Genomic DNA, 23,378 nt, shown 5'->3' with positions numbered 1-23,378 from the left:
CTTCCCTCGCGCCCCCGATTGATGCGCGCTTGCGCTCGTTTCAAAGCCCACGGCGGGAATCGAACCCGCGACCTCTTCCTTACCAAGGAAGTGCTCTACCGACTGAGCTACATGGGCAAACCTCCATCCAAAAAGGTTTGGCCGGATGAGGTTTGGATTGGAGCGGGAAACGGGACTCGAACCCGCGACCCCGAGCTTGGAAGGCTCGCGCTCTACCAACTGAGCTATTCCCGCTCTCCTGCCACCTGTATGTTGGTGGAGAGGGGAGGATTCGAACCTCCGAAGGCATAAGCCGGCAGATTTACAGTCTGCTCCCTTTGGCCACTCGGGAACCTCTCCGCAAAGCCACCACCTTACTGACCTAAGCCGATGGCCAGAATTGAACTGGCAACCTACTGATTACAAATCAGTTGCTCTACCTTTGAGCTACATCGGCAAACAGCGTTAAAGAAAAAACGGTATTCGGATGATACCACATAGTCAAGGACGAGCCGAATCCGACCCTTTCAGGGCATTTTCCGGACTGAAGACGGCAACAAATAGAACTCTGTTTCCAGTAAATCCTGGGTCAAGACCACTTGGAGGTTTGAACTCTCACTGAGATCTAGGGAGGCTCGCTCAAGGGTTCCGCAAATGCGCCGCACCGACCGACTGTTCGAGATCATCCAGCGCCTGAGAAGGAATCGCATTGTCACGGCCCACGCTCTAGCCGAGCAGCTCCGCGTCACCGAACGGACCATCTACCGTGACATCCACGACCTGGTGGCCAGCAAAGTACCGATAGAGGGCGCCGCCGGCATCGGCTACTCGCTGCGCCGGGGCTACGACCTGCCTCCGCTGATGTTCAGCGAGAACGAACTCGAGGCGCTCCTGTTCGGAATTCGCATGGTGCAGAACTGGAGCGACAATGAAATGGGCGATGCCGCGGATGCGGCGCTGGCAAAGATCGAAACCGTAATACCCGGAAACTTGCGACGGATGGTCGACGACCGATCCTTGTGGGCGCCCAAGGACGTTCGCCGCGTGGCTCTCAAGTTCGATTTGCGCCGTCTGCGCGGCGCCATTCGCGCCCGCCAAAAAATTCGGTTCTGCTACCATGACGAAAAGGGCGCCGAGACCAGGCGTACGGTGCGCCCCCTCACCCTGTGGTTTTATCCGCCACTCTGGATGGCAGGTTCGTGGTGCGAACTTCGCGGCGATTTCCGGTTCTTCCGCGCCGATCGCATGGACGAGATCGAGTTCCTCGACGAATCGTTTCCGCTCGAGCCGGGCAAGTCGGCAGAAGACCTCTTTCGCCAACTGTTGCGCAAATCGTGACCCAATCCTGACGCCGGCTGTCAGGAGGCTACCAAGGCGAATCCTCCAAACGCTCCCTGCTGACATGGCACTGTCAGCAAGGTCGCGCGCGTCCGTACAACTCAAATGCTAAATTCGTCCGCAGCATTCAGCGACTGCGCCTTAGCGGAAGGAGGAGGTTCATGGCGGATAAGCTTCAAGAGCGTCGGGTACCACGCGATCGCGTCATCGTGCTCGTGTCCGCAGAGGAATCGTCCGGTGCGCTGTTTCGTTTAGAATACATCGCACGGGCGGTGACGCCCGCTCCGCGCGACCACATCCACACCGAGCAGGAAGAGCGTGTGGAAGTAATCGAGGGCACGCTGCGATGCCGGGTGGCAGGAGTCGAACATGCGTTGCGACGCGGCGAGAAGATGACCATCGCGCCGGGTATCCCGCACGCGGTATGGAATGACGACCCGCACGGGTCGCGATCTATAGGCGAGTATCGACCGGCAATGAACGCACAAGCGATGTTTCGGGGATACATCGACGCGGGGCAGGGCGGCGGGGTCGCAATCAGCGAGCAGTCGTCCGAGACAGCCAGCCCCTGAGGTGCCCAACCGAAGCCAACCAGCAGAGCCGATCGGTATAGTTGCAGAGGCGTGAAGCTTTGAACTCAGCCTAGTCGGCTCGCTCGCGGCGGCGAACGACCTCGTACAGCGCAACCGCCGCAGCGACCGCCACGTTCAGCGACGCCACTTTGCCGCGCATTGGAATCGACACGACAAAGTCGGCGGCCTTCCGCACGATTGGGCGGATACCTTCGCCTTCTGACCCGACCACGATAACCAGCTTGCGCGCGGTGTCCAGGGCGTAAACCGAGATTTCACCGCCCGGCGCGAGCGCGACAATCCAGTAGCCGGCTTGCTTAAGCATCTGCAGAGTGCGCGCGACATTGCCGCAGCGCGCGATTCTCAAATGCACCCACGCCCCCGCCGATGATTTCACTGCAGCCGGGGTGACCCCCACCGTGCGATCTCGCGCCAGTACCACCGCACCGATTCCTGCACCGTCAGCGGATCGCAGCAGCGCGCCGAGATTGCGCGGGTCGGTGACTCCATCGACGAGCAAGATCGGATCGGGCGTATCGCGGACGATGTCTTCCAGGTCCGCGTAGTGATACTCGCGCACGATTGCGGCGACGCCCTGATGACGACCATCGCGGTCGACGAGGCGCTCGAGGTCGCCCTCGCGCGCGATCACGACGCGGCCTCCGGCGGCGCGGACGCGATCCGCTGCGTCGCTGAACCGGCGCTCATCCCCCGCCCGGACGTGAAGCGTCTCGATCGAATGGGGCGCGGCCAAAACCAGCTCACTAACCGGCCCGGCTCCAAACACCACGTTTGGACCGGCGCGCCCTGGTTCTCCGCGCGGCTCCTCGCGCTGCGAAGGACGATGGCGTTCGCGGAACCTTTTCATCGCCTCGCAATTCTATCAGGGTGTTGAGAAAACCCGCGCAAGGCTTAAAATCATTGGGTCGACTTTTCTTCCGTGTGAACTTTCGTTGAGGCTTTCTGTCCCCAAAGTTACGATCCTGGATCGCTACGTCGCCTGGGAAGTCCTCGCCCCGTTCCTGATGGGAGTCGGGCTGCTGACGTTCGCGCTCGTGACCGGGCGCCTGGTCAAGCTCACCGAGATGGTCGTGAACCACGGAGTCACGCTCGGCGAGGTACTTGGCCTCATCGGCTACATTCTTCCCGCGTTTCTCGAGCTGACGCTGGGGATGGCGGTGCTGCTCGGCGTACTGCTCGGATTTGGGCGGATGTCAGGCGACCAGGAAATGACCGCGGCGCGCGCCTGCGGCGTGAGCCTGTATCGGATTGCGGTGCCGGTGATGGCGGTCGCAGTGGTGGTCTATGCGATTTCGAGCTGGTTCGCGTTCACGGTGCGGCCCTGGGCAAATCAACGCCTGGAAGATCGCCTCTACTATCTTACCCGCACCAAGGCAGCGGCTGGACTTCGTGAAAAAATTTTCAATGACGACCTGCCCGGGGTGATGATTTACGTCGATCACATCTCCGACGAAGACGGCACACTGCACGGCGTGCTTATCTCCGATTCACGCGATCCCCACCAGCAAACCACGATCATCGGCAAAGCCGGCATGGTGCTGCCCGACGACAAGGGCGGCACGACGCTGCGCCTGTTCGATGGATCCCTATACGGCACCGAAGCCAACACCGATCAGAGCCGGGTCACAAGTTTTCGCATCTACGATCTGAGTTTTCGTCCCAGGGAAGCGGAGCTCGGCTCCGACCGCGACTCCGATGAACTCTCCTACGACGATCTCGAGGCGCGGATTGCAAAAGCGCGCGCGGCGCGCAAACCCGACCACGAAGCGGAGACCGAGCTAGCCTCCAAATACACCGTGCCGCTCGCGACCTTGATGTTCGCGATGATCGGAATCGCGTTGGGCCTCAAACCGGCGCGCGGGGGTCATTCCGAGCGTTTCGGGGTCGCCGTAGGACTGTTCTTTTTCTATTACGGCCTGATGCGAGTAGGACGGACGCTGGCCGAGCGCGGCCTGCTGAGCTCCTTTGTCGCAATGAGCATTCCCGATCTGGTGTTCATCGTGCTGGCGGTCTGGCTGTTCGTGCGCGCCGCGCAGGACAAGGGCAATCAGGGGCGCGGCCCGGGCGACATCATCTGGGATCTGGTAGAGCGCTACGAGCGGAGCAGGAAGGCGGCATGAGACTACGCCCGCGGCTTTCCCCAGTGATGGACCGGTTTCTGGCAGGCCAGTTCTTTGGTCCGTTCATGGTCTGCGTGGCCGCGTTCACCGCGGCGTATCTGCTCGGCGACATGTTCGACCGGTTCAACGATCTGATCAAATACGGCGGTCTCGGGCTGCTCGGGCTCGAGTACTTTGCGCTCAAAATTCCGCTCATCGTTACGCAGATCCTTCCGGTCGCCTGTCTGGCCGGAGTGCTGCTCGGATTTGCGATTCTCAATCGCTCGGGCGAGGTGCTCGCCTGTCAGCAACTCGGGATCAGCCGTCTTGAGATGGCGATTCCGGTGATGTTCGTCGCGCTGCTGATTGCCGCGTTCAACTTCGTGCTGAGCGAAACGGTGGTGCCCCGCGCAACTCGGCAGGCTAAGTACCTGTACCACGTGGAGATGAAAAAGCGGCAGCTGCAGAGCGTCTTCTCCGACAAACGCATCTGGATTCGGCTGGGCAACGGATTCGCCTCGGCGGACGCGTACGACAAGAAAAAAGCCGAACTGCTGGGCGTCACCGTTTACCACATCGGCGAAGACTACTCGGTCAAAGACATTGTCTACGCCGACCGCGCGGACTGGAACGGCCACCAATGGGTGCCGCACGGAATCAGGAATTTTTCATTGGAACCCAACGGTAAAGTAACCGCGGCCAACCCTGACCGGCTCCGACTGGCACTTAAGCCCGCGGATTTTTCGATCCTGAGACTCGATCCCGATGAATTCAGCCTGTGGGAACTTGACGAGTATATCGCCAGCTTGAAGCATAAAGGACTCGACCCCGGCGGGTACATCGTCGACCGGGATCTCAAGTATGCGACGCCGGTTTCTTGTCTGATCATGGTCGCGCTGGGGATGGCGTTGAGCCTCGACCCCCTTCCTCGGAATCTGAGCCTCGGGCGTAGCTTTGGTTTGGCGATTGCGATTGGGTTCGGTTACTGGCTTGCCTTCGGCATTACCTCATCATTTGGACGCTCGGGCCTCATGTCGGCGTGGTGGGCCGCGTGGCTTCCGAACATCGTCTTCTCGCTGATTGCATTGTCCATCTTTCTGTTCGGCGAAGAGCGCTGATCCAAGCCGACTTGCCGCACGGACCAGCGCCTTCTACGATCGGGTCGTGCCTGCCCTCGAAGCCATCGTGCTGCCCGCCATCTCCCCATGGGACGTGCTTGGCCTTGAACTTCATCTGCTCGAGGCAGTGGCTGCCCGCCGCAGCGCGCCGGTTCTGGTCCTCTACGCGACGACCGGATGTGCGGTGTCGATCGGCCGGTATCATCTCTATGGAGGTGCGTCCGACCACGACGGGATCGTCGCGATGCGTCGGCTCACGGGGGGACGCGCGGTGGGTGCTGGTGACGGATGGCTGGGGCTGGCCCTGGTGTTGCCGCAGTGGGGCGCGCTACTGCCTAAGCGCGATGCCAACTTGAAACCCGAGCAAGTCTTGAACCGCTACGCGCGGGGCCTGCTCGCGGGTCTCCGCACCCTCGGACTTGAATGCTTCTATCCAGGACGCGATGCGATCACCATTGAGCGGCGCGAGGTCGCGATGTGCACCTTCGAAACCGATGATTCCGGCGCCCTCATGTTCGAAGCTTCGATAGCCGTGAATCGTGGGATGGAGGAGCTGAGCCGCGACCTCGATCGCCTCGATCCCGCCGGCACGGTGCCGTCGGTTGTGCACGGCCGCGAAACCTCATCCACACTCGAGCGCGAACTGCGACGCGAGATTGGATTGGCCGAAGTCGCGGACGCCATCGTGCGCGGCTACGGCGAAGCCCTCGGAGAGGTCCGCGAGCGCCGACTTGCCGACGAAGAGATCAGGCGTGCGGTCGAGAGCGGCAAAGCGTTACAATCAATTCACTGGTTGCGCCGGGTCGCCGACGCGGCCGAATACAACCGGTCGAGCCGCATGACGGCACAACTCGGACAGATCGAAGCGTGGCTAGGAGTGTCAGCTGATAATCGAATCGAGCGTCTGATGCTCAGCGGCGATCTTATCGGGAACTCTTCCGGGATCGCGCTTTTCGAGGCCGCGCTCGAAGGTCAGACTCACGACCTGATCGCGGTGTCCAACTCGGTCGCGAGGGTATTCTCCGCCGATCGCAACTTCATTCTCGGCTTCGGCGAGCTTTCCAACCTGGTGCGTCTGGTCGTCGAGGCGCGATGAATCCCGATGCGCACAACCACGGGCTGGTAACGGCTTTACATTCGGCGGCGATCGAGGAGCGCGTGGCTGCGCTCGTATCAATTATTGAAAATCCCGGGCAACGCCTGGGCGCGGAAACCGTCGCAGCGATCGCGGGATGCCTCGGCGCGGACAGCAAGACCGTCCGTCGCCGCGCGGCCGATGCGCTTGCGGCGGTCGCGCGGCGCGATCCTGCGATCGTCGCGGCAATTCGCCCCGGCCTCAGGAGCGCCAATCACCGCATCCGATTCGGCGCCGCATACGCTCTCGGAGCGGTCGGCGACGAAGCCTTAACCCTCGACACGGTCGCGGCTCTGTGCGAGGCGTTGGGAAGTTCGGACGGAGATTTGCGCTGGGCCGCGGCGGAACTGATGGTTCGGCTGGGCCGAGCGCATCCGAAGGAAATTCGCGAGGAGTTGCTGGCCCTCGTAACCAGCGCTAATCCCGCGGCACGCAAGATGGCGCTGTATTGCCTACGCGACCTGGGCGTCCGGGGCAGCGGGGTTTTTCAAGCCGTGGCGGCCGCTGCCCGCGATCTTGATGCCCACGTGCGACTGGCGGCGCTCGCATTGCTGTCGGGATCGTTTGCCGGCGACGACGCGGCCGCCCAACTAATGCTCGAGCGGCTTGAGTCGGATCGCGAGGTGGGGGTTCGCCGCGCCGCCGCGGTCGCGTTGGGCAACCTCCCGCCGGGCACCGCGGTGGCGATCGAAGCGTTGCGGCGCGTCGCAGCGCAAGCTCTCGACGAATCGCTTGGGAGGGCGGCACGCAATTCGCTCGAACGCCTGACCAGGAGTTAAACAGATGGTTGCGAATTCAGCCGAACAATTGTCGTACCCCTCGGTACGGGACTTTCTGATCGCGGAGCGAGTAGCCAGGCTGGCAACCGCCGACAAATCGGGCGCCCCACACGTTATCCCGATTTGCTTCTGGTTCGACGGTGGGCAAGTCTATTTTGCGATCGATGAAAAGCCCAAGCGTCGCCGCGGCCTTGAGCTGAAGCGCATGCGTAACATCGCCGAGAATCCACGCGTTGCGCTTGTGATCGATCACTATGAAGACGATTGGTCGCAGCTGGCCTACGTGATGATCCGGGGCACGGCGACTATGGTCGATGACAACGAGGAATACTTGCTGGTGTTGCGGAACCTGCGCGACAAGTATCGGCCCTATCGGACGATGCAGCTAAGCCGGGACCGCAACCCGCTGGTGCGTATCAATCCCGAGCGCGTGAACCTATGGGGCCAGAGATTCGGCAACGCGGGGGCCACGGGCCTGAACTCATGACCGGCCGGATTGCAGGTATTCAGGATGCGCTACGGCAGGCTGGACTTGACGGCTGGTTGTTCTATGACTTTCGGTTGAGCGACCCGATCGCGTACCGGGTGCTCGAGCTTTCGGAACACGGTGCGACGACCCGTCGCTGGTTCTGCTTCGTACCCTCGCGGGGTCCGGTGCGGACCATAGTCTCGGCGGTAGAGGCGCATCGCCTGGATACGCTCGGAGCGGAGCCCATCGTTTACCGTTCGTATGCCGAGATGGTGGCGGGACTTCATTCGATCCTCGTACCGGCACATCGAATTGCGATGAACTACTCGCCCGAGGCCGTGATTCCTTACGTCTCGCGCGTGGACGCGGGCACGCTGGAGCTGGTCCGGTCGACGGGCGTGGAAGTCGTTTCTTCCGCCGACCTCGTACAACGGTTCGAGGCGCAGCTGACCGCGGCCCAGCTCGCCGGCCATCGCCGGGCCGGCGCGGCACTGGGCCACATCGTCGATGAGACCTTCGCGGAAATCGCACGACGGGTGCGCGGCGGAGGGGGTCCGACTGAATCCGATATTCAGCAATTCGTGATGTCACGAATCGCCGCGTGCGGATTGACCACCGCCGAGCCGCCCATTATCGCGGTAAACGAGCACAGTGCCGATCCCCATTTCGGGCCGACGCCTGAAAAGGCAAGTCGCATTCGACGCGGAGACTTCGTATTGCTCGACCTGTGGGCCAAGGAACCGAGTCCGGATGCCGCCTATGCCGATATCACCTGGACGGGTTTCGTCGATGAGGCAGTCCCGGCGGAACACGCGCGGGTTTTCGAAATCGTCGCTCGGGCGCGCGACGCCGCGGTCGATTTGGTGAAGCGGCGGGTCGATGACGGCGCCATGATTCGTGGCCACGAGGCAGACCGCGCCGCTCGCACCGTGATCGAGCAGGCCGGATACGGTGAGGCCTTCGTACACCGAACGGGCCACTCCATTGGACGGGAGGTCCACGGCATGGGTGCGAATCTGGATTCTCTGGAGACGCAGGACCATCGCGCCTTGATCGAAGGAACCTGCTTTTCGGTAGAACCAGGCATCTACCTTCCCGGTCGCTTCGGAGTACGCAGCGAGCTGGACATGACGATTGAGAACGGCCGCGCCACGGTAAGCGCGCCGGAACCGCAGCGCGAGATAGTCCCTATCCTCGCACGCTACCGCACGTAAGCCGCGGCTGCTCGCGGTAACCTTCGAAGGCGATAGCCGGGCTGCCGGCCCTCGGACCGTGGCTGGAAACCGCAGGGAAGCTGCGCTCGCACCTCTCGTGGCGCGAAGAGCGTCCCGCATCGAGCTCCGGCTGGGACACCCGCGCCGCGTTTTCGGGCCGCTTCTGGTAGAAGAGAAAGGGTGATTCGCGCGGTGGTTTTTGCTTGCGATGCGATTCTTTCCCGACCTGGGGGTCTGCGCGCAGGCGCTGAAGACTTCATTCGCTCCTGCGCAAAGCGGTTTCCGCTGCTACTTACCGCCCCTGGCAGCTATGCCGACAACCGCAAATCATTGGCCGACCTCGGACTGGCAACACTTTTTCTGGACATTCTCGGCGAGGCCGAAGTGGAGCAGCGCAAGCCCGCACCGGACCTCCTCATCGCAACGCTGGGCCGAATTGGCTTCTTGCTGCGCGATCGGAATCCGCTCGAACCGCCCGAATGCCTGGTGGTGGATTGTTCTCCCGCCGGCATCGAGGCCGCGCGTCGCGCGCACATGCGATCGCTCGCGATCGCGCATTCGGTGCCGGCAGCGGCTCTGACCTCGGCCGACTTCGTACGCGACTCGTTCGTCGCCGTCGACCTCGATGAAATCCTTCGCGGCTGTGCGTGATGAAACCGAGCGCTATCGGATCGGCGCCGCAATATCTCATCGGAACCGCATCGTGGACGGACTCGACCCTGGTCAAATCGGACACTTTTTATCCGTCATCGCTGCGCACCGCGGAGGAGCGACTGCGCTTCTATGCAACTCAATTCAGCGCCGTTGAGGTCGATGCCAGCTACTACACGCTGCTGTCCGAAAAGAATGCGCAGCTCTGGGCCGAGCGCACCCCGCTCGGTTTCATCTTCGACGTCAAGGCCTTCGCCTTGCTGACGCAGCACGCCGCGGAGGTCGCGCGCCTGCCGCTCAATCTGAAGGCGATGCTCAGCAAACAGGAACGCGCCCAGCGACGTCTCGAGCGCCCGTCCAAAGAGGTGCTGGAGATGGCGTTTCAGATGTTCCACAGCTCGCTGACGCCACTGCGCGCTGCCGGCAAGCTTGGGATGCTCCTGTTCCAGTTTCCGCCCTACTTCACCTGCCGGGCGTCGAATTTTGCCTATCTCGAAAGTTTGCGAGCGCGCCTGCCGGGCGATTCAATTGCGATCGAATTTCGCCATTCGAGCTGGGTCGCGGAAGGGCGCCAACGGCGCGAGAGCCTTGATTTCCTGCGCAGCAACGGCCTCTGCTACGTTTCGGTAGACGAGCCGCAATTGCGCAGCACGCTGCCGTCATTTCTTGAGACTACCGCTCCCGAGGCTTACATTCGTTTTCACGGCCGCAATCGGGAAGCATGGCACGCGCGCGGGCTCACGGTCGCCGAGCGTTACAAGTATCTGTACTCGGAGCGGGAACTGGCAGAATGGGCAGAGCGGATTCGCAGTCTCGGCGGAATTTCGAGAGCACACGTGATCTTCAACAACTGCTATCGTAATTTCGGAGTCATGAACGCGACCACCATGCGGGCGATGCTCGAGCGGAGCGTGTGATGGCCGCAAAACTCTACCAGTTTCTGACCAGTCCGTTTTGCGCCAAGGTCCGCAAGGTTCTGGATTTCAAAGACGTCGACTACGAAATCGTTGAGGTCGACTACCTGGAACGCAAAGAACTCCTGATCGCATCCGGCCAATTGATGGTTCCGGTACTCGCCCTGGCCAGCGGCGAAACGATCGTCGATTCGGCGCGGATTGTGCGGCGCCTCGAGGAGCTCTATCCGGAGCCCACGGTTTTGCCACCGAGCTGGAGCGGGATGCATCAGGTGCTGGCCGACTATATCGACACGCAGCTGGAAGACGCGCTGTTCGGAGCCTCGATCCCGGACAAGGTCGCATTTTTTCGGCGCCAGGGACGGGATCGCGAGGCGCTGTGGCGCATGGTGCGGGAGCGAAAATACGGCGCCGGATTCGTGGATAAAATGATCACCGAACACGACGCGCAGCAGAGTCGCGCGCGTCAGGCGCTGCTCCCCTTCGAACAGGCATTATCGGATCGCGCTTTCCTGCTTGGCCGGATCGGTGTGGCCGATTTTGCGCTCTACGGGCAGCTCTACAGTCTCGCCTTCACCGGCGAGCTCAAGATTTCCGCGGAGCTGCGGAACTTGCGCATGTTCTTTGGCCGGATGGATCGGATCTCGTCGACACCCGAAGCCGCCTGACCACCCGCAACGATCTCTGTCGGTTATAGGATTTCGCTGACCGCCGCGAACAGGAAGCCACCGAACATCGCGCCAGTTGAATCGAGTGCGACATCGTATATCGATGCCGTGCGTCCCACCACGAACAGCTGGTGGCCTTCATCAGTCAGCGCGTAACCCACGCACAGCGCCATCGCCAGCAAGGGCCGACCCTTCAACGGACCCCTGATGAGCAGCCAGAACAGGATTCCGTACTCGGTAAAATGAGCGGCTTTGCGAATCAGACTGTTGGCGAGATCCAGCGCGGTCAGCGAGATGCCCGGAAACAGCGACCTGAGGACAGGTGAGATTACTCGTGCGGTGCTGTCCGCGGAAAACCCTGAGGTGGAGAAGGTGAAAATCACCACCGCCCAGATGAAGATCGGCATCCATTCGCGCAATCGCGAGGGCTGCGGCGGTTCAATCGCAACTACCCGTTCACTCATCGAGCGTCTCGGCGTTTCGCCGTTTTGTCGCGGGACGCGGACAATGAAACATACTGACGGCGAGAAACAACTTAAGCAAAATATCATCCTCTCATGGACTCGGTCCATACATAGCTTCACCGGGGCTGCGTAGTAACATTGATAAAGTGGAAGAAAAACTGACTATCCAGAGTTCCCGCCCCGCTCCACCCTGCACGGTGGTGATATTCGGCGCCTCGGGAGACCTCGCACGGCGCAAATTGCTTCCCTCGCTGTACAACCTGGTTCATTGCGGGCAGGGGCTGATGCCGCCGCAGAGCGCGGTCCTCGGGTTCGCACGATCGCAGCTATCGCAGGACAATTTTCGCAGCGGTGCGCGCGAGGCGGTCGAGAAATATTCCCGGCTCAAGGTCGACGAAACCTGCTGGAGCGCATTCGCTAACGGCCTTTACTACCAGTCCGGACTCGACCAGCCCCAAGGGTTCCAACGTCTGCGCGAACGGCTGGAACAGATCGAGCGCGAGCGGAACATACCTCCCAATCGGGTTTATTATCTGTCGATCCCGCCGGAAGCCTTCAACGATTGCATCGCACGCTTGGCGGCGCAGAAGCTGCTCGCCGCGCCCGATGGCAAGCAGTTCACTCGCGTGGTGGTCGAAAAACCGATTGGCCACGACTTGGCCAGCGCCATGGAGATAAATCGCACCTTGCACGCGCATATGGCCGAGTCGCAGATCTTCCGCATCGATCACTACCTCGGCAAGGAAACCGTGCAGAACCTGCTGGTGCTACGCTTCGCAAACTCGATATTCGAGCGACTCTGGGGCAACCGCAACGTCGATCACGTGCAGATTACCGTGGCCGAAGCGGAAGGGGTGGGCACGCGCGCGGGTTACTACGACCATTCCGGCGCATTGCGTGACATGGTGCAGAATCATCTTCTGCAACTGCTCGCGACCCTAACGATGGAAGCGCCGGTCACCCTCAACGCGGCGGATGTGCGCGAAGCGAAACTGAACGTCATGCGCGCTTTGCGGCCGATTGCCGGCGCCGCCGCGCGCGACCTCACGGTACGCGCTCGCTACGCACCCGGCCGCGCCGGTAACGCCGAGGTGCCCGGTTACCTGGCGGAAAAGGGGGTCGCGCCCGACTCGCGCACCGAGACTTACGTCGCGCTCAGGATGGCAATTGACAACTGGCGATGGTCAGGTGTGCCGTTTTTCCTGCGCACCGGCAAGAGCCTCAAGCGCCGCGCCAGCTCAATCGTGGTGCAGTTCAAGGAGGTGCCGCGGATTTTGTTCAACCGCGGCGGGAACATCGATGCCAACCTCCTGACTCTGCGCATCCAGCCCGACGAAGGGTTTTCCTTTGACGTGGTATCCAAGCATCCGGGGCTCGATGTCTCGCTCAAACCGGTCCGGATGAATCTTAGCTATTCGACCGAGTTCGGTGCCGATTCCTCGCCTGATGCTTACGAACGCCTGTTGCTCGATGTGATGGAGGGCGATCACACGTTGTTCCCCAGCGCCGAGTACGTGCAAACCTCGTGGCAATTCGTGCAAGGCATCCTCGACGCGTGGAGCGATGAGACGCAAGTCCCGATCGAAGAATATCCCGCGGGAAGCTGGGGACCGGTGGGAGCGGAGCGGCTCATTGGCGCGATCGCCCGCCAATGGTACCAACCCTGATCTATGGGCAGGCGAGCGGAGATTCCGATCGCGTGCGATCTGAACGCGCTAACCCCGGCAGAGCGCGAACGGCGCCGCACGCTGGTCGGCGCGTTGGCACAGGCAATTGTCGATCGCGCGGAAGTCGACCACGGATTCGAGCTCCGCGTGGACGCGGCCAAGCTGGATCTCCCCGCGCTTGCCGAGTGGATCGCGCTCGAGCGGCGATGCTGTCCGTTTTTGAATTTCACAATTGAACTGGCGGCTGGAGATGGCCCGGTGACGGTCGCATTAAGCGGCGCCGACGGCGTGAAGGATTTCCTCCGCGCGGAGATGGGCCTTCCGTAGCCGAACAGCTCAATGAGCCGGGTTCATGACCGTCTCGGGGTGTACGAGAAAGCGCTCTCTCAAGTTTGCGGCACCGCCAGCCAATTCGTTCGCGATTCTCGCTGATCTTGTCCCGCTGGGCGCTAGCACTTTTTCCTTCAGGACCGCCTCGGCCGCCGTCTAATGTAACTTTAAGGTACTAAGGCCGTGCATTCGTTCGAACAATGGTTAGGTTTAGCAGGCGAAGGGTGGCGCAGGCACATCCGCTTGGTTAATCTCCAGCCAGCGCTTGTGCTGGTCGGTGCAAGCGACCAAGCCGCTGCGATTGCGTGATTGTCGGTTGAGCGGCCCGCGACGGTTCGTTGCGAGTGCCTGGGCGGGAAGCTCGGACCTCGACCGCGCGGAGCGGCTAATTTTCGCCGAAGAGGAAATTTTGCTTGGCTGACAAGATCCAGAGAGTGGTGATACTCGGCGCCAACGGGACGATGGGCGCCGGCGCGGGTGAAGTCTTTGCGGGCGCGGGGTTCCGCGTTGTGATGCTGGCCCGCGAACGTGACAAAGCCGAGGCCGGCCTCGACGCCGCACAGAACGCAGCCCGCGCCGAGGCGGTCGCGGAGCGGATGGAGATCGGAACGTATGATAACGACCTCGGGCGCACCATCGCCGAGGCCGATCTGATTTTCGAATCGCTGGCTGAAGACCTGGCGCTCAAGCGCCACTACCTGGAACTGGTCGACCGGCACCGCCGCGACGACGCGATCGTCGCGACCGGATCCTCGGGACTCTCAATTGCAGAAATGGCGGGCGGGCGCAGCGATTCGTTTCGCAAACATTTCCTCGGAATTCATTTCTTCAATCCACCGAACGTGATTGTCGGAACCGAAGTCATTCCCGGTACCGAGACCGAATCTGCAATCGTCAAGTCCACCGTCAGGATGCTGGGCTCGAGGCTCGGCCGCAAGGTCATCGTGACCAAAGATCGTCCGGCCTTCGTCGGCAATCGGGTCGGCTTCAAGGTCTTGAACGAGGTCGCGCAGTTGGCGAGCGAGCGCGGGGTTGCATACATGGACTACCTGATCGGACCGCACACCGGACGGGCGATGGCTCCGCTGGCTACGGTCGACCTGGTCGGATGGGACGTTCACAGGGCGATCGTCGACAACGTTCATCAGAATTGCGAGGACGAAGCGCACATCTATTTCGAGCTGCCCGCTTTCATGGAACGCGGAATTCGGGAAGGCAGACTCGGCGACAAGACACCCGAACAAGGTGGATTCTACAAGCGGCAGGGTACCGAAACGCTCGCCCTCGATCCCAGGACCGGATCGCATGGGCCGCTTAAGAAACCGACGCCGATCGAGTTCGTGGAGAAAATGAAATCCCTCAACCGGGTCGGCAAATACGCCGAAGCGATGGCGGCTTTGCGTGAGGCAAAGGGTGCGGATGCGGACCTGTGCCGACGCGTGGTGCTGGGCTACGTGAGCTACGGCTTGAGTCGCGTGGGTGAGGTCGCGGAGACACCGCGCGACGTCGATACCATCATGAGCTTCGGATTCAACTGGGCGCCCCCCACCGCGTTGGTTGATCTGCTGGGTGCGCGCGCGACGATCAAAATGCTCTCGGACTTGAAGCTGCGCGTGCCGGCCTGCCTGGAGCAAGCTGCCAGCGACGGTGCTAGAATGTTTGGAGGAGGCGTGCTCGACTACGGCCGGACCCTGGTCGGCTAGCTCGGCCTTCAAGGAGTTATCGCGATGGCAAAATCCGCGCCGGTTTATATCCTGGGAGGAGCGCAGACCGACTTCGCCCGCAATTGGTCCAAGGAAGGCAAGCACTTCGTCGCCATGATGCGAGAGGCGGTGCTGGGCGCGCTGGAAGCTCAGAAGATCGAGCCCAAAGAAATCCAGACCGCTCACGTAGGAAACTTTGCCGCCGAGCTGTATGCCAAGCAGGGCCATGTCGGTGCATTCTTCGTGGAAATCGATCCGGCGTTTAGCGGATTACCGACCTCCCGCCATGAGGCCGCTTGCGCATCGGGCTCGATCGCAATTCTCGCCGCTTCCGCAGAGATCGAGGCCGGTCGCTACGATCTCGCCTGCGTTACCGGCGTCGAGCAGATGAAAACCGTCGACTCCACGACCGGCGGCGACTACCTCGGCACCGCGGCATGGTACGAGCGCGAGGCGAAGGGTATCGAGTTTCCATTTCCCAAGCTGTTCGGCCGCCTGGGCGACGAGTATGACAAGCGCTTTGGGCTCAAGGACGAACACCTCGCGCACATTTCGGCGGTGAACTATTCGAACGCCAAGCGCAATCCCAACGCGCAGACCCGTAACTGGTTCATGAGCGAGAGCCATGCCCAGCAGCAATCCAAGTTCAATACCGTTATCGGCGGACGGATCAAGGTGAGCGATTGTTCGCAGGTCACGGATGGCGGCGTCGCGTTGTTTCTCGCCTCGGAAAAGTTCGCCAGCCAATGGGCCGAGCGCAACAACCAGAGCCTCGACGATATTCCCAGGATTCTCGGCTGGGGACATCACACCGCTCCCCTCGAATTCGCTGCGAAGGTTGCCGAGAGCAAGGACAACCCGTATGTGCTCCCGCATACCAGGCAGGCGATTCTCGATGCGTTCCGGCGCGCGGGAGTTGCCGGCGTGGAACAGCTCTCGGGGATTGAAACACACGATTGCTTCACCACCTCGGAATATATGGCGATCGATCATTTCGGACTGACCAAACCCGGTGAATCGTGGAAGGCGGTCGAGGGCGGCGTCATCGAACTGGGAGGCAAGTGCCCGATCAACCCTTCCGGGGGATTGATCGGTGCAGGCCATCCGGTAGGAGCGACGGGCGTACGCCAGATGCTGGATTGCTGGCGCCAGATTACGCATCAAGCTGGTGAGTATCAGGTTGAAGACGCGAAGACGTTCGCGATGCTGAACATCGGTGGCAGCGGCACGACCAGTTGCGCGTTCGTAGTTGGCAAGTAAGCCGAGAACATCGGAGCAACACAAGCAGCGGCTCGGGAAACAGGGCGCCGTTTCTCTTCAAGACCCGAACATCGTCTTGAGCGTGCGGTTAACCGGTCGCACGAACGCAGGTTTTACCAGACCCGCCAATCTGCGCCCGCTCGCGGGCCTCCACCCCGCTGCCGTAAAAAGCGCCCGGCATTGTTTAAGCTCCGGAGCGCGAAACTGAACCCACGGACCGACCCAGCGAGCGTCCGTCTATTTCGAAGCGTGCGAGAGGCGCATCGCTAGCAGCATCGGCCAGTTGACGTAGCGCCGGGCGCGGGGAAGCGTAGCCGCAATTTCCGCCGTCATCGCGCGCTCGACCATCTCGTCAAAGACCAGGCCGGTTTGCTTTGCGGCCATCACGAAATCGGAAATCCTATAATCGCGTCCGGCCGGATACACCTTGGCTCCGGTCAAAGGATCGTCAAAGCGCGCCCGGACACCCTCAAGGTTCATCACGGGGTGGAGCGTCGTCACGACGATGAAGCCGCTCCGGTGGCAGATTCTGCCGAGTTCCGCGAGATATGGCTCCAAGGCGGGAACGTGCTCGGCAACCAGGCCGGAAATGACCCGATCGAAGGACGAGCCCGGCAGGGGTAACCGCAAGCAATTGGCGCAGATGAATTGGATCCGATCGGCGTTCGGTTTGGCGCGTGCGCGACCCATCATTCCAAGGGAAAAATCAAGACCGACCACTCGTGCACCGGCGCTCGCAAAGCGCACGGCGTGGCGGCCGGTTCCTGTACCAATGTCCGCTACTCTCAGCCCGCGCACCTCTCCTACCATCCGGATCACCTCGGGCTCTTCGAGGGCAACGAGCGGATTGCCGTCGCTGTCGTAGACCTCCGACCAGCGGTCATAGCCCTCGCGTGTCGGGATAATGATCTCCGGGACATCGGAAGGCATGTTGGCGATAATACGCCATCTCGAGGGCCAGCAAAGGCAAGACCTGTGCTGCCTGGCTGAGGCGGTTGGCTTACGATGGGGCGATGGCAAGTCGTATCCCGTTTACTTTGGTCGATGTGTTCAGTTCGCATCCCTTCCGCGGAAATCAGCTCGCGGTGTTTCATAATGCCGGCAGGCTCAAGGCCGCCCAGATGCAGACCCTGGCCCGCGAGATGAATTTCAGCGAGTCGACCTTCGTAATTCCCGCGCCACGCCGCCCCGCCCCCGTTCGAGTCCGAATCTTCACTCCGCGCCGGGAGATTCCAATGGCCGGACATCCTACGGTTGGTACTGCGTGGGTGCTGGCATCTCGCGGGGAACTGGGAATGGGAGAGGCTATCCTGCGCCTTGGGGTGGGCGACACGATTATTACCATCGAAGGGAACGCGCGAAACCCCTCCTTTATATGGATGTCGCACCGGCCGGCGGAGTTTGGCGAGCGGCGCAGCGACCGCGATCGCATTGCCGCCGGTCTGGGAATCGATACCGTCGATGTGCGCGGCGATCTACCAATCGAGGCGGTTTCTACCGGAAACCCGTTTCTGTTGGTTCCGCTCAGTTCGGTCGACGCTCTTAAGCGTTGCGTCTCCAACCCGTCGGCCCTACACACGCTTTTCGAGGGCACTCCAAGAATGCTGCCGGTGTACCTCTTCGTTTGCGAAGGATCACCGACGCGGTCGGTGCGTGCGCGAATGTTCGCTCCGCATACGGACGGAATCGCCGAAGATCCAGCGACCGGCAGCGCGGCCGCGCCCCTGGGCGCATACCTGCGCGCTCACGGCGTGATTGGGTCCACCGCGCGCACGCACTTTCGGGTAATTCAAGGAATGGAGATGGGCCGCCGCAGTGAAATAACCGTCGAAGTGCTGAACAGTACCAGCGACGGCCCATCGACAAGGGTCGGGGGACGCTGCAAGATCGTGGGCGAGGGTCAAATGCGCCTCTAGCTTCCCTCTTCTATTTTGAACAGAGAAACGTCCCAAGCTCGCAGCATTTTTAATCATGCTCACGCGGCGGCGGTGTACTTGCCCAACACGAAATCCCATCCGCCGTCGTAACTCTTGCCTGCCGCGGTTGCCTTGGGCCCGACTTCCCAGCCGCGGTGCTCCACCTCCACTCGCGTCCCGTTGCCTTCCACTGCGAACCGGATTTCGACCTCAGTCGGACCCTCCCAGTCTGGGTCCTCCCAGGTGAATACGATTCGACGCGGCGGCTCGCACGCCGTGACGTGCCCGACTACGTACTCCTCGCCATCGGTGAAACGCTCATAAAAGCGGCCACCCTGTCGGGTTTCCAGGTAGATTTCCTTGGCCCGCTCACCCCCGAAGGAAAACCCTTCCTTCAAGGGCCACCATGAACCGATTTGCTCCGTAAACAAGCTGAACGCGTCTGCGAGGGGGCGTTTCACAGTCACCGATTTCCTTACTGTCATCGGGATGTCTCCGTTTTGCCGGCGGATCTGGTGATGCAACATGTAACCCCATGGTTACATGTTGTCAACACCTTCATGTGACGAAGCGGGGTGCTGGCCATGCTCGCCGGATAAGCTGAATCCCTTTAAAGAGAAGTGCCAATCAAGCCGGTCGAAGCATTTCCCACGGACGTTGTTCGGAGAACTGAGGGCGAAAGGTAGTTCGTCGTGCCAAGCACGGCTTCCTGATTGGTCAAGACCTTTCCGCCAAGGCCACGCCAGCCGGCGTTCTGCGGTCTGCGGCGGCCAGCCGCTATCCGATTGCGGCGCCTGGGAGCGCGGCAACTCCGCCTTTCAACCGCAGCAGAAGCGGCCTATTATTCCGCCGGTCAGTCCTATGACTTTACGAGCGTGGAGTTTCTCGTGAACGGGCGGCGTCAATGGGGCGCGACGCTGGCCGCCCTTCTGCTGGTTTCATGCGCAGGTGGCGAAATCGCCGAGCAGCCCGCCTACGTCACCAATAAGCAGGGCCAGCGTGTCGAGGAACTGGCGATGACCACACCGCGGGCTGACCAGTCCGCGGCTGCACTACAGGACGGTCGTGTGCTGATCGCGGGTGGTACCACCAACGGCAATGTCGGCGGAGTTACCTCGAGCGCCGAGATTTACGATCCCAACACACAATCTTTCATCGCAACCGGGTCGATGACGGTGGCGCGCCAAGGTGCGACCGCAACGCTCCTGAACGATGGACGCGTCTTGCTGGCGGGCGGCGTGCAGAACGTAGGATTTCGCGCCGAGCTATCCAGCGCTGAATTGTACGATCCCGTCGCAGGCACCTTCGCCGCGACCGGCTCGATGCAAACGCCCCGCGAGGGCCACACCGCAACCCTCCTGCGCGACGGTCGAGTACTGGTAGCCGGAGGAAGTGACAACGGAGTCCACACTCTCGATTCAGCGGAGATCTATGATCCCCGCTCGGGCGCCTGGCACTTCGCCGGCCACATGACGGTGCCGCGCGTGGCGCATGTAGCCGTGTTGCTCCGCAGCGGCCAGGTGCTGATCGCGGGCGGAGGCCGCGCTGACATGCCGGGCGGGTACATCGTCTACCAGAGCGCGGAAACCTATAGTCCGGAGCTTAAGCAATTCAGTCGGGTGCCTGCCCCTATGAAAAACGATCGAGTCGGCGCAGCAGCTCTTCTGCTCAACGATGGGCGCGCGCTGATCGTGGGCGGCAAAAGCGGCAAGGTTCTCACCTCGTTCGGCCCGGGTACGCTCAACCTCAACTCTTTGGCGCCTTTGAACACCGCGGAAACTTACGATCCGGAATCGGGCAGCTTCGTTTTGACCGGAAATCTGCAGGCTCCCCACTATCTTCCGCGCCTGGTCAAATTGCAGGATGGCAGCGTGCTGGTCACCAGTGGCTGGAAGATCCAGGGGCCGGTCGTCGCGGGGATGGCCGATGCCGAGGTCTTTCTACCCGGCACCAACGGTTTCAGCGGGGTTGCGCCCATGCATGTGGCGCGGCTGCAGAATTCCTCGACCCTGCTGCCGGACGGCAACGTTCTGGTCGCTGGCGGAGTGGACGGGAACAGTCTGGTCACGGCGTCGGTCGAGTTTTACGATTCGAGGGCGCATCGTTTCGTCACGCGCGGCGCGGGTTCAACTCCGCCGGGGAGTGCGAAAAGCTTGATTGGTGCAACCGAATGAGGCGTGAGCCATGAGCGAACCATCCAGGCAATTGCCAGATTTTTCCCTGAATGATCTCTCCGGGACGCCACACGCGTTCCCCGGGGGCCGAGCCGCAATGCTCTGTTTCGTCAAGGAAGACTGCCCCACCTGCGCAATTGCGATGCCGCTGATCGAGGCATTTCACCGCGCTTTCGGTTCCAAAGTCGCGGTGCTCGCGATCGGTCAGGAGGCCGCGGGAAATCGCATACTCGCCCAGCGCCATTCGCTCACCTGCCCGCTGCTCGACGATTCCGCCCTGCGCGTGTCGTTCGCCTACGGCTTCGATACCGTCCCGATGGTCTTCCTCGCCGATGGGGCCGGCAATACCTTGCAGAGTTTCGCCGGTTTTGTTCGGAGCGACTGGCGATCGCTCGCAAGCCAGCTTGCGCAAATGACCGAATTGCCCGAGCCACACATCGATTGGATAGCCCTGCCCGAGTGGCGGGCGGGATGCGGTTCCAAGGCGGTCGAACCCGGAATTGCCGAACGGCTTGAAGCCGAGGCGCGCGGCGAGCGCATGCAGGCCCGTCGCATCGAGCTGGGTGATGGTGAGGACGTGTTCGAATTTATGTTCGAGCGCGGCCTCACCGACGGACTGCCGGTGGTTCCACCGACGCCCGAGCGGGTGGCGTGGATGCTCACCGGCACGCGGCGCGACCCGCGCGAAGTCATCGCGACGGTGGCGCCAAATATGGCGCCCCTGACCGTCGAAAAGGTCGCCGTCAACGCGGTAATGGCGGGCTGCCGTCCCGCTTATCTGCCGGTAGCGATCGCCGCGCTCGAAGCGGTCTGCACCGATACCTTCAACATCCACGGCGTGATGGCCACCACCTGGGGCGCAACCCCGGTGATTATCGTCAATGGACCAATTCGCCGCCGGCTCGGCATGAATATGGGAATCATGGCGCTCGGCTATGGCAGTCGACCCAACGCGACCATCGGCCGCGCGGTAAAGCTGGTGCTGCGCAACGTGGGCGGCTCACGGCCCGGTGATATCGAGCGCTCCGCCCTTGGAGCGATCGGCAAATTCACCACCTGCTTCGCAGAATGGGAAGAGCGCAGCCCGTGGGAGCCGCTGCACGTCGAGCGCGGCTTCCAGAAGGACGAAAGCGTGGTGACGGTCTTCGGGCTGGAAGCGGGCTCGCGGCAGATCGCGGATCAAACCTCGCGCACGGCTCGCGCGCTGGTGGGCTCTCTCGGCCTAGGGCTGGAAGCTTGCTGGCATCCGAAGCAGCATGGTTCCGGTGAGGTGCTCCTGGTGATTTCACCGGAGCACGCCGATACCATCGCACGCGACGAATGGAGCAAAGCGCAGGTGCGCAATCGAATTCAGGAAATCACAGCACGCCCGCTACGGGAACTGCTGCCGGACGCGGAGAGCGGCGAAGGGATGCCGCTTAAGGCCTTTGGCCTGAAAGACCCTACCCCCGAGCAGCTCGAGCAGAAGGTTCCCAAGTTTCGCTCCGCCGGGAATATCAATATTATCGTGGCGGGTGGTGAAGGCGGGAAGTTCTCCGCCGTGTTCGCCGGATGGGTTTCCGGACCGATGGGCTCATCCAGCGTGAGCCGCCGAATCGAGGAGCTGCCATGAAGCAGGTAATCGTTGATCCCACCGATGAGCGCGTGCCCATAAGGCGCACGCTCGCCGAACGCTCCGGGCAGATCAGAGGCCGCATCGCGATGCTTGATATCGCCAAGCCGCGCGGCGACGTGCTGATGAATCGCTTGGCCGAGCATCTCGGTAAGCGCCTGCCCGCGGTAGAAATCAAACGCTACCGCAAACCGACCTTCACCAAGCCGGCGCCGGAAGATCTGCGCCGCCGTATCGCGGAGGAAAGCGACTTCGTCATCGAAGCGCTAGCCGATTGAGGGTCGTGCACGACGTGCAGTGTGCACGACTCGGTATGGTTCGAAGTTAATCGCAAGCCCGCAGTGATGATCGCTTCCGACGTATTTGTCGATGCCGCCGAAAAGCAAGCGGCTGCACTCGGACTACCCGAAGTGCGGCGAGTCTTCGTGCCGCATCCGATTCAGGATGCAACCGACGACGAAATGCGTGCCAAGGCCGACGCCATCGTCGAGCAGGTAATCGACGCGCTGAAGAAGTGAGACCGCGGTATCGGGAATTTACGTCGCGCCCCGAGCTACGCAACCGGGTTGCGTGCGTATGGGTCGCCACCGCCCAGAGGGACCCGCGCGGCGTTCTTCCCGATGGTTGCGTCGATATTGTCTGGGCGCCCGGCTCGCGACCATGGATTGCCGGTCCCGATACCACCTCACGACCCTCGGCGGTCCCACCCGGGACCGCATTGGCGGGAATCCGCTTCCTGCCAGGGGTCGCGGCCCAGATTCTCGCTACACCAGTTTCCTTGTTGGTCGATCGCTGTGTGCCGTTGAGCGATTGCTGGCCACACGATGCGTCACGCTCGCTTACGGAGCGATTGGATGCCGCGCGCTGTGATGCACAGATCATCGCGGCGCTCGAAGAAGCGACCCTGCGGCGAGCTTCGCCGCCGCCCGACCCTGCCGTCCGCCTCACCGTGCTGGAGATTCAGCGGCGGATTGCACTTGGCATGAGCTGCGCGGGCCAGGCAGGGTGGAGCCTCCCAATCAGCGGCCGGCAATTGCGTCGCCGCTTTGTGGCGGCGGTCGGCTACGGACCAAAGCGGTTTGAACGTGTTATGCGTTTTCAACACTTTCTGCGGCTTGCGGGTGCATTTCGCAAGGGTCGGGGGCTGGCAACGCTCGCCGCGGAGGCCGGCTACGCGGACCAAGCTCATTTGAGCCGGGAATGTGCAAGCCTGGCGGGATCCTCCCCTCGGATGCTGATGCGCGATTGATGTCCGCTTTGTTCAAGGAGCAACCACACCCGTCAGCAATAATCGC

The 23,378-nt window shown here is 61.8% G+C and carries 24 protein-coding genes and 4 tRNA genes; 20 read left to right on the top strand and 8 right to left on the bottom strand.

All coding sequences use genetic code 11. The annotated features are described in order from the left end of the window. Positions 1-44: 44 nt before the first annotated feature. The 4 genes from VGI36_21710 to VGI36_21695 all read right to left on the bottom strand — a co-directional run bounded on the left by VGI36_21710 (position 45) and on the right by VGI36_21695 (position 436). Positions 45-117 (bottom strand) — tRNA-Thr (locus VGI36_21710). 41 nt (positions 118-158) lie between these two features. After that, a tRNA-Gly gene (locus VGI36_21705) sits at positions 159-234 on the bottom strand. 19 nt (positions 235-253) lie between these two features. Beyond that, positions 254-339: transfer RNA gene (locus VGI36_21700), tRNA-Tyr, on the bottom strand. A 25-nt stretch (positions 340-364) separates the two neighbouring features. Further along, positions 365-436: transfer RNA gene (locus tag VGI36_21695), tRNA-Thr, on the bottom strand. Between the two features lie 197 nt (positions 437-633). Between VGI36_21695 and VGI36_21690 the strand changes: the two genes are divergently transcribed. After that, positions 634-1,317 (top strand): YafY family protein, encoded by a 684-nt coding sequence (locus VGI36_21690; GenBank protein ID HEY2487764.1) that lies wholly within the window; start codon positions 634-636, stop codon positions 1,315-1,317. Positions 1,318-1,478: 161 nt separating this feature from the next. Next, on the top strand, positions 1,479-1,889 hold the full coding sequence (locus VGI36_21685; GenBank protein HEY2487763.1) for a cupin domain-containing protein: 411 nt from the start codon (positions 1,479-1,481) through the stop codon (positions 1,887-1,889). A gap of 70 nt (positions 1,890-1,959) precedes the next feature. Here VGI36_21685 and rlmB read toward each other — a convergent pair whose 3' ends face one another. Beyond that, positions 1,960-2,757 carry a 23S rRNA (guanosine(2251)-2'-O)-methyltransferase RlmB gene (gene rlmB, locus VGI36_21680; GenBank protein HEY2487762.1) on the bottom strand — a complete coding sequence of 266 codons (798 nt, stop codon included), beginning with the start codon at positions 2,755-2,757 and terminating at the stop codon, positions 1,960-1,962. Between the two features lie 85 nt (positions 2,758-2,842). On the opposite strand from rlmB, the gene lptF reads away from it, so the two are divergent. The 9 genes from lptF (at position 2,843) to VGI36_21635 (ending at position 10,957) form a co-directional block, all read left to right on the top strand. Beyond that, positions 2,843-4,030, top strand: a complete 1,188-nt coding sequence (gene lptF / locus VGI36_21675; GenBank protein ID HEY2487761.1) for an LPS export ABC transporter permease LptF — start codon at positions 2,843-2,845, stop codon at positions 4,028-4,030. Further along, positions 4,027-5,127, top strand: coding sequence for an LPS export ABC transporter permease LptG (gene lptG / locus VGI36_21670; GenBank protein ID HEY2487760.1), 1,101 nt, complete (start codon positions 4,027-4,029; stop codon positions 5,125-5,127). The genes lptF and lptG overlap by 4 nt, the downstream gene beginning before the upstream one ends. Before the next feature lie 46 nt (positions 5,128-5,173). Next, entirely contained in the window at positions 5,174-6,223 is a 1,050-nt protein-coding gene (locus tag VGI36_21665) for a hypothetical protein (protein ID HEY2487759.1), read from the top strand. Continuing rightward, positions 6,220-7,041, top strand: a complete 822-nt coding sequence (locus VGI36_21660) for a HEAT repeat domain-containing protein (protein ID HEY2487758.1) — start codon at positions 6,220-6,222, stop codon at positions 7,039-7,041. The genes VGI36_21665 and VGI36_21660 overlap by 4 nt, the downstream gene beginning before the upstream one ends. Before the next feature lie 4 nt (positions 7,042-7,045). Then, entirely contained in the window at positions 7,046-7,528 is a 483-nt protein-coding gene (locus VGI36_21655) for a TIGR03668 family PPOX class F420-dependent oxidoreductase (protein ID HEY2487757.1), read from the top strand. Further along, complete coding sequence (locus tag VGI36_21650; GenBank protein HEY2487756.1) at positions 7,480-8,724, top strand: Xaa-Pro peptidase family protein; 1,245 nt, start codon at positions 7,480-7,482, stop codon at positions 8,722-8,724. The genes VGI36_21655 and VGI36_21650 overlap by 49 nt, the downstream gene beginning before the upstream one ends. A 180-nt stretch (positions 8,725-8,904) precedes the next feature. Continuing rightward, positions 8,905-9,375, top strand: coding sequence for an HAD family phosphatase (locus VGI36_21645; protein HEY2487755.1), 471 nt, complete (start codon positions 8,905-8,907; stop codon positions 9,373-9,375). After that, positions 9,375-10,292, top strand: coding sequence for a DUF72 domain-containing protein (locus VGI36_21640; protein HEY2487754.1), 918 nt, complete (start codon positions 9,375-9,377; stop codon positions 10,290-10,292). Before VGI36_21645 ends, VGI36_21640 begins: the two co-directional genes overlap by 1 nt. After that, entirely contained in the window at positions 10,292-10,957 is a 666-nt protein-coding gene (locus VGI36_21635) for a glutathione S-transferase family protein (protein ID HEY2487753.1), read from the top strand. The genes VGI36_21640 and VGI36_21635 overlap by 1 nt, the downstream gene beginning before the upstream one ends. Positions 10,958-10,980: 23 nt before the next feature. Here the strand turns inward: VGI36_21635 and VGI36_21630 are convergent, their stop codons facing one another. Next, positions 10,981-11,421 carry a VanZ family protein gene (locus VGI36_21630; GenBank protein ID HEY2487752.1) on the bottom strand — a complete coding sequence of 147 codons (441 nt, stop codon included), beginning with the start codon at positions 11,419-11,421 and terminating at the stop codon, positions 10,981-10,983. A gap of 146 nt (positions 11,422-11,567) precedes the next feature. Here VGI36_21630 and zwf point away from each other — a divergent pair, with 146 nt between their 5' ends. The 4 genes from zwf to VGI36_21610 all read left to right on the top strand — a co-directional run bounded on the left by zwf (position 11,568) and on the right by VGI36_21610 (position 16,381). Continuing rightward, a complete protein-coding gene (zwf, locus tag VGI36_21625; protein HEY2487751.1) occupies positions 11,568-13,088 on the top strand; it encodes a glucose-6-phosphate dehydrogenase in 1,521 nt (506 codons plus the stop codon). 3 nt (positions 13,089-13,091) lie between these two features. Further along, complete coding sequence (locus VGI36_21620) at positions 13,092-13,415, top strand: hypothetical protein (protein HEY2487750.1); 324 nt, start codon at positions 13,092-13,094, stop codon at positions 13,413-13,415. Positions 13,416-13,831: 416 nt separating this feature from the next. Then, positions 13,832-15,121 (top strand): 3-hydroxyacyl-CoA dehydrogenase family protein, encoded by a 1,290-nt coding sequence (locus tag VGI36_21615; GenBank protein HEY2487749.1) that lies wholly within the window; start codon positions 13,832-13,834, stop codon positions 15,119-15,121. Positions 15,122-15,145: 24 nt separating this feature from the next. Then, the gene (locus VGI36_21610; protein HEY2487748.1) at positions 15,146-16,381 is read left to right on the top strand and encodes an acetyl-CoA acetyltransferase; all 1,236 of its coding nucleotides are present in this window, start codon (positions 15,146-15,148) and stop codon (positions 16,379-16,381) included. Between the two features lie 237 nt (positions 16,382-16,618). Here VGI36_21610 and VGI36_21605 read toward each other — a convergent pair whose 3' ends face one another. Beyond that, positions 16,619-17,311 (bottom strand): class I SAM-dependent methyltransferase, encoded by a 693-nt coding sequence (locus VGI36_21605; protein ID HEY2487747.1) that lies wholly within the window; start codon positions 17,309-17,311, stop codon positions 16,619-16,621. 83 nt (positions 17,312-17,394) lie between these two features. Here VGI36_21605 and VGI36_21600 point away from each other — a divergent pair, with 83 nt between their 5' ends. After that, positions 17,395-18,297: a PhzF family phenazine biosynthesis protein gene (locus tag VGI36_21600; protein ID HEY2487746.1), complete on the top strand. Its 903-nt coding sequence runs from the start codon at positions 17,395-17,397 to the stop codon at positions 18,295-18,297. A 59-nt stretch (positions 18,298-18,356) separates the two neighbouring features. Here the strand turns inward: VGI36_21600 and VGI36_21595 are convergent, their stop codons facing one another. Further along, on the bottom strand, positions 18,357-18,782 hold the full coding sequence (locus VGI36_21595; protein HEY2487745.1) for an SRPBCC domain-containing protein: 426 nt from the start codon (positions 18,780-18,782) through the stop codon (positions 18,357-18,359). 402 nt (positions 18,783-19,184) lie between these two features. Here VGI36_21595 and VGI36_21590 point away from each other — a divergent pair, with 402 nt between their 5' ends. Genes VGI36_21590 through VGI36_21575 form a run of 4 tightly spaced genes read left to right on the top strand, consistent with a single transcriptional unit; the run spans position 19,185 to position 23,332 of the window. After that, complete coding sequence (locus tag VGI36_21590) at positions 19,185-20,471, top strand: kelch repeat-containing protein (protein ID HEY2487744.1); 1,287 nt, start codon at positions 19,185-19,187, stop codon at positions 20,469-20,471. Positions 20,472-20,481: 10 nt separating this feature from the next. Further along, positions 20,482-22,083, top strand: a complete 1,602-nt coding sequence (locus VGI36_21585) for a redoxin domain-containing protein (GenBank protein HEY2487743.1) — start codon at positions 20,482-20,484, stop codon at positions 22,081-22,083. Beyond that, the gene (locus VGI36_21580) at positions 22,080-22,601 is read left to right on the top strand and encodes a UGSC family (seleno)protein (GenBank protein ID HEY2487742.1); all 522 of its coding nucleotides are present in this window, start codon (positions 22,080-22,082) and stop codon (positions 22,599-22,601) included. The genes VGI36_21585 and VGI36_21580 overlap by 4 nt, the downstream gene beginning before the upstream one ends. Then, positions 22,598-23,332, top strand: coding sequence for a helix-turn-helix domain-containing protein (locus VGI36_21575; GenBank protein HEY2487741.1), 735 nt, complete (start codon positions 22,598-22,600; stop codon positions 23,330-23,332). The genes VGI36_21580 and VGI36_21575 overlap by 4 nt, the downstream gene beginning before the upstream one ends. The last annotated feature ends 46 nt before the right edge of the window (positions 23,333-23,378 follow it).

Source organism: Candidatus Binataceae bacterium, from assembly GCA_036495685.1.
Lineage (GTDB): Bacteria > Desulfobacterota > Binatia > Binatales > Binataceae > JAFAHS01.
This window is presented reverse-complemented; position numbering and strand designations above follow the sequence as displayed.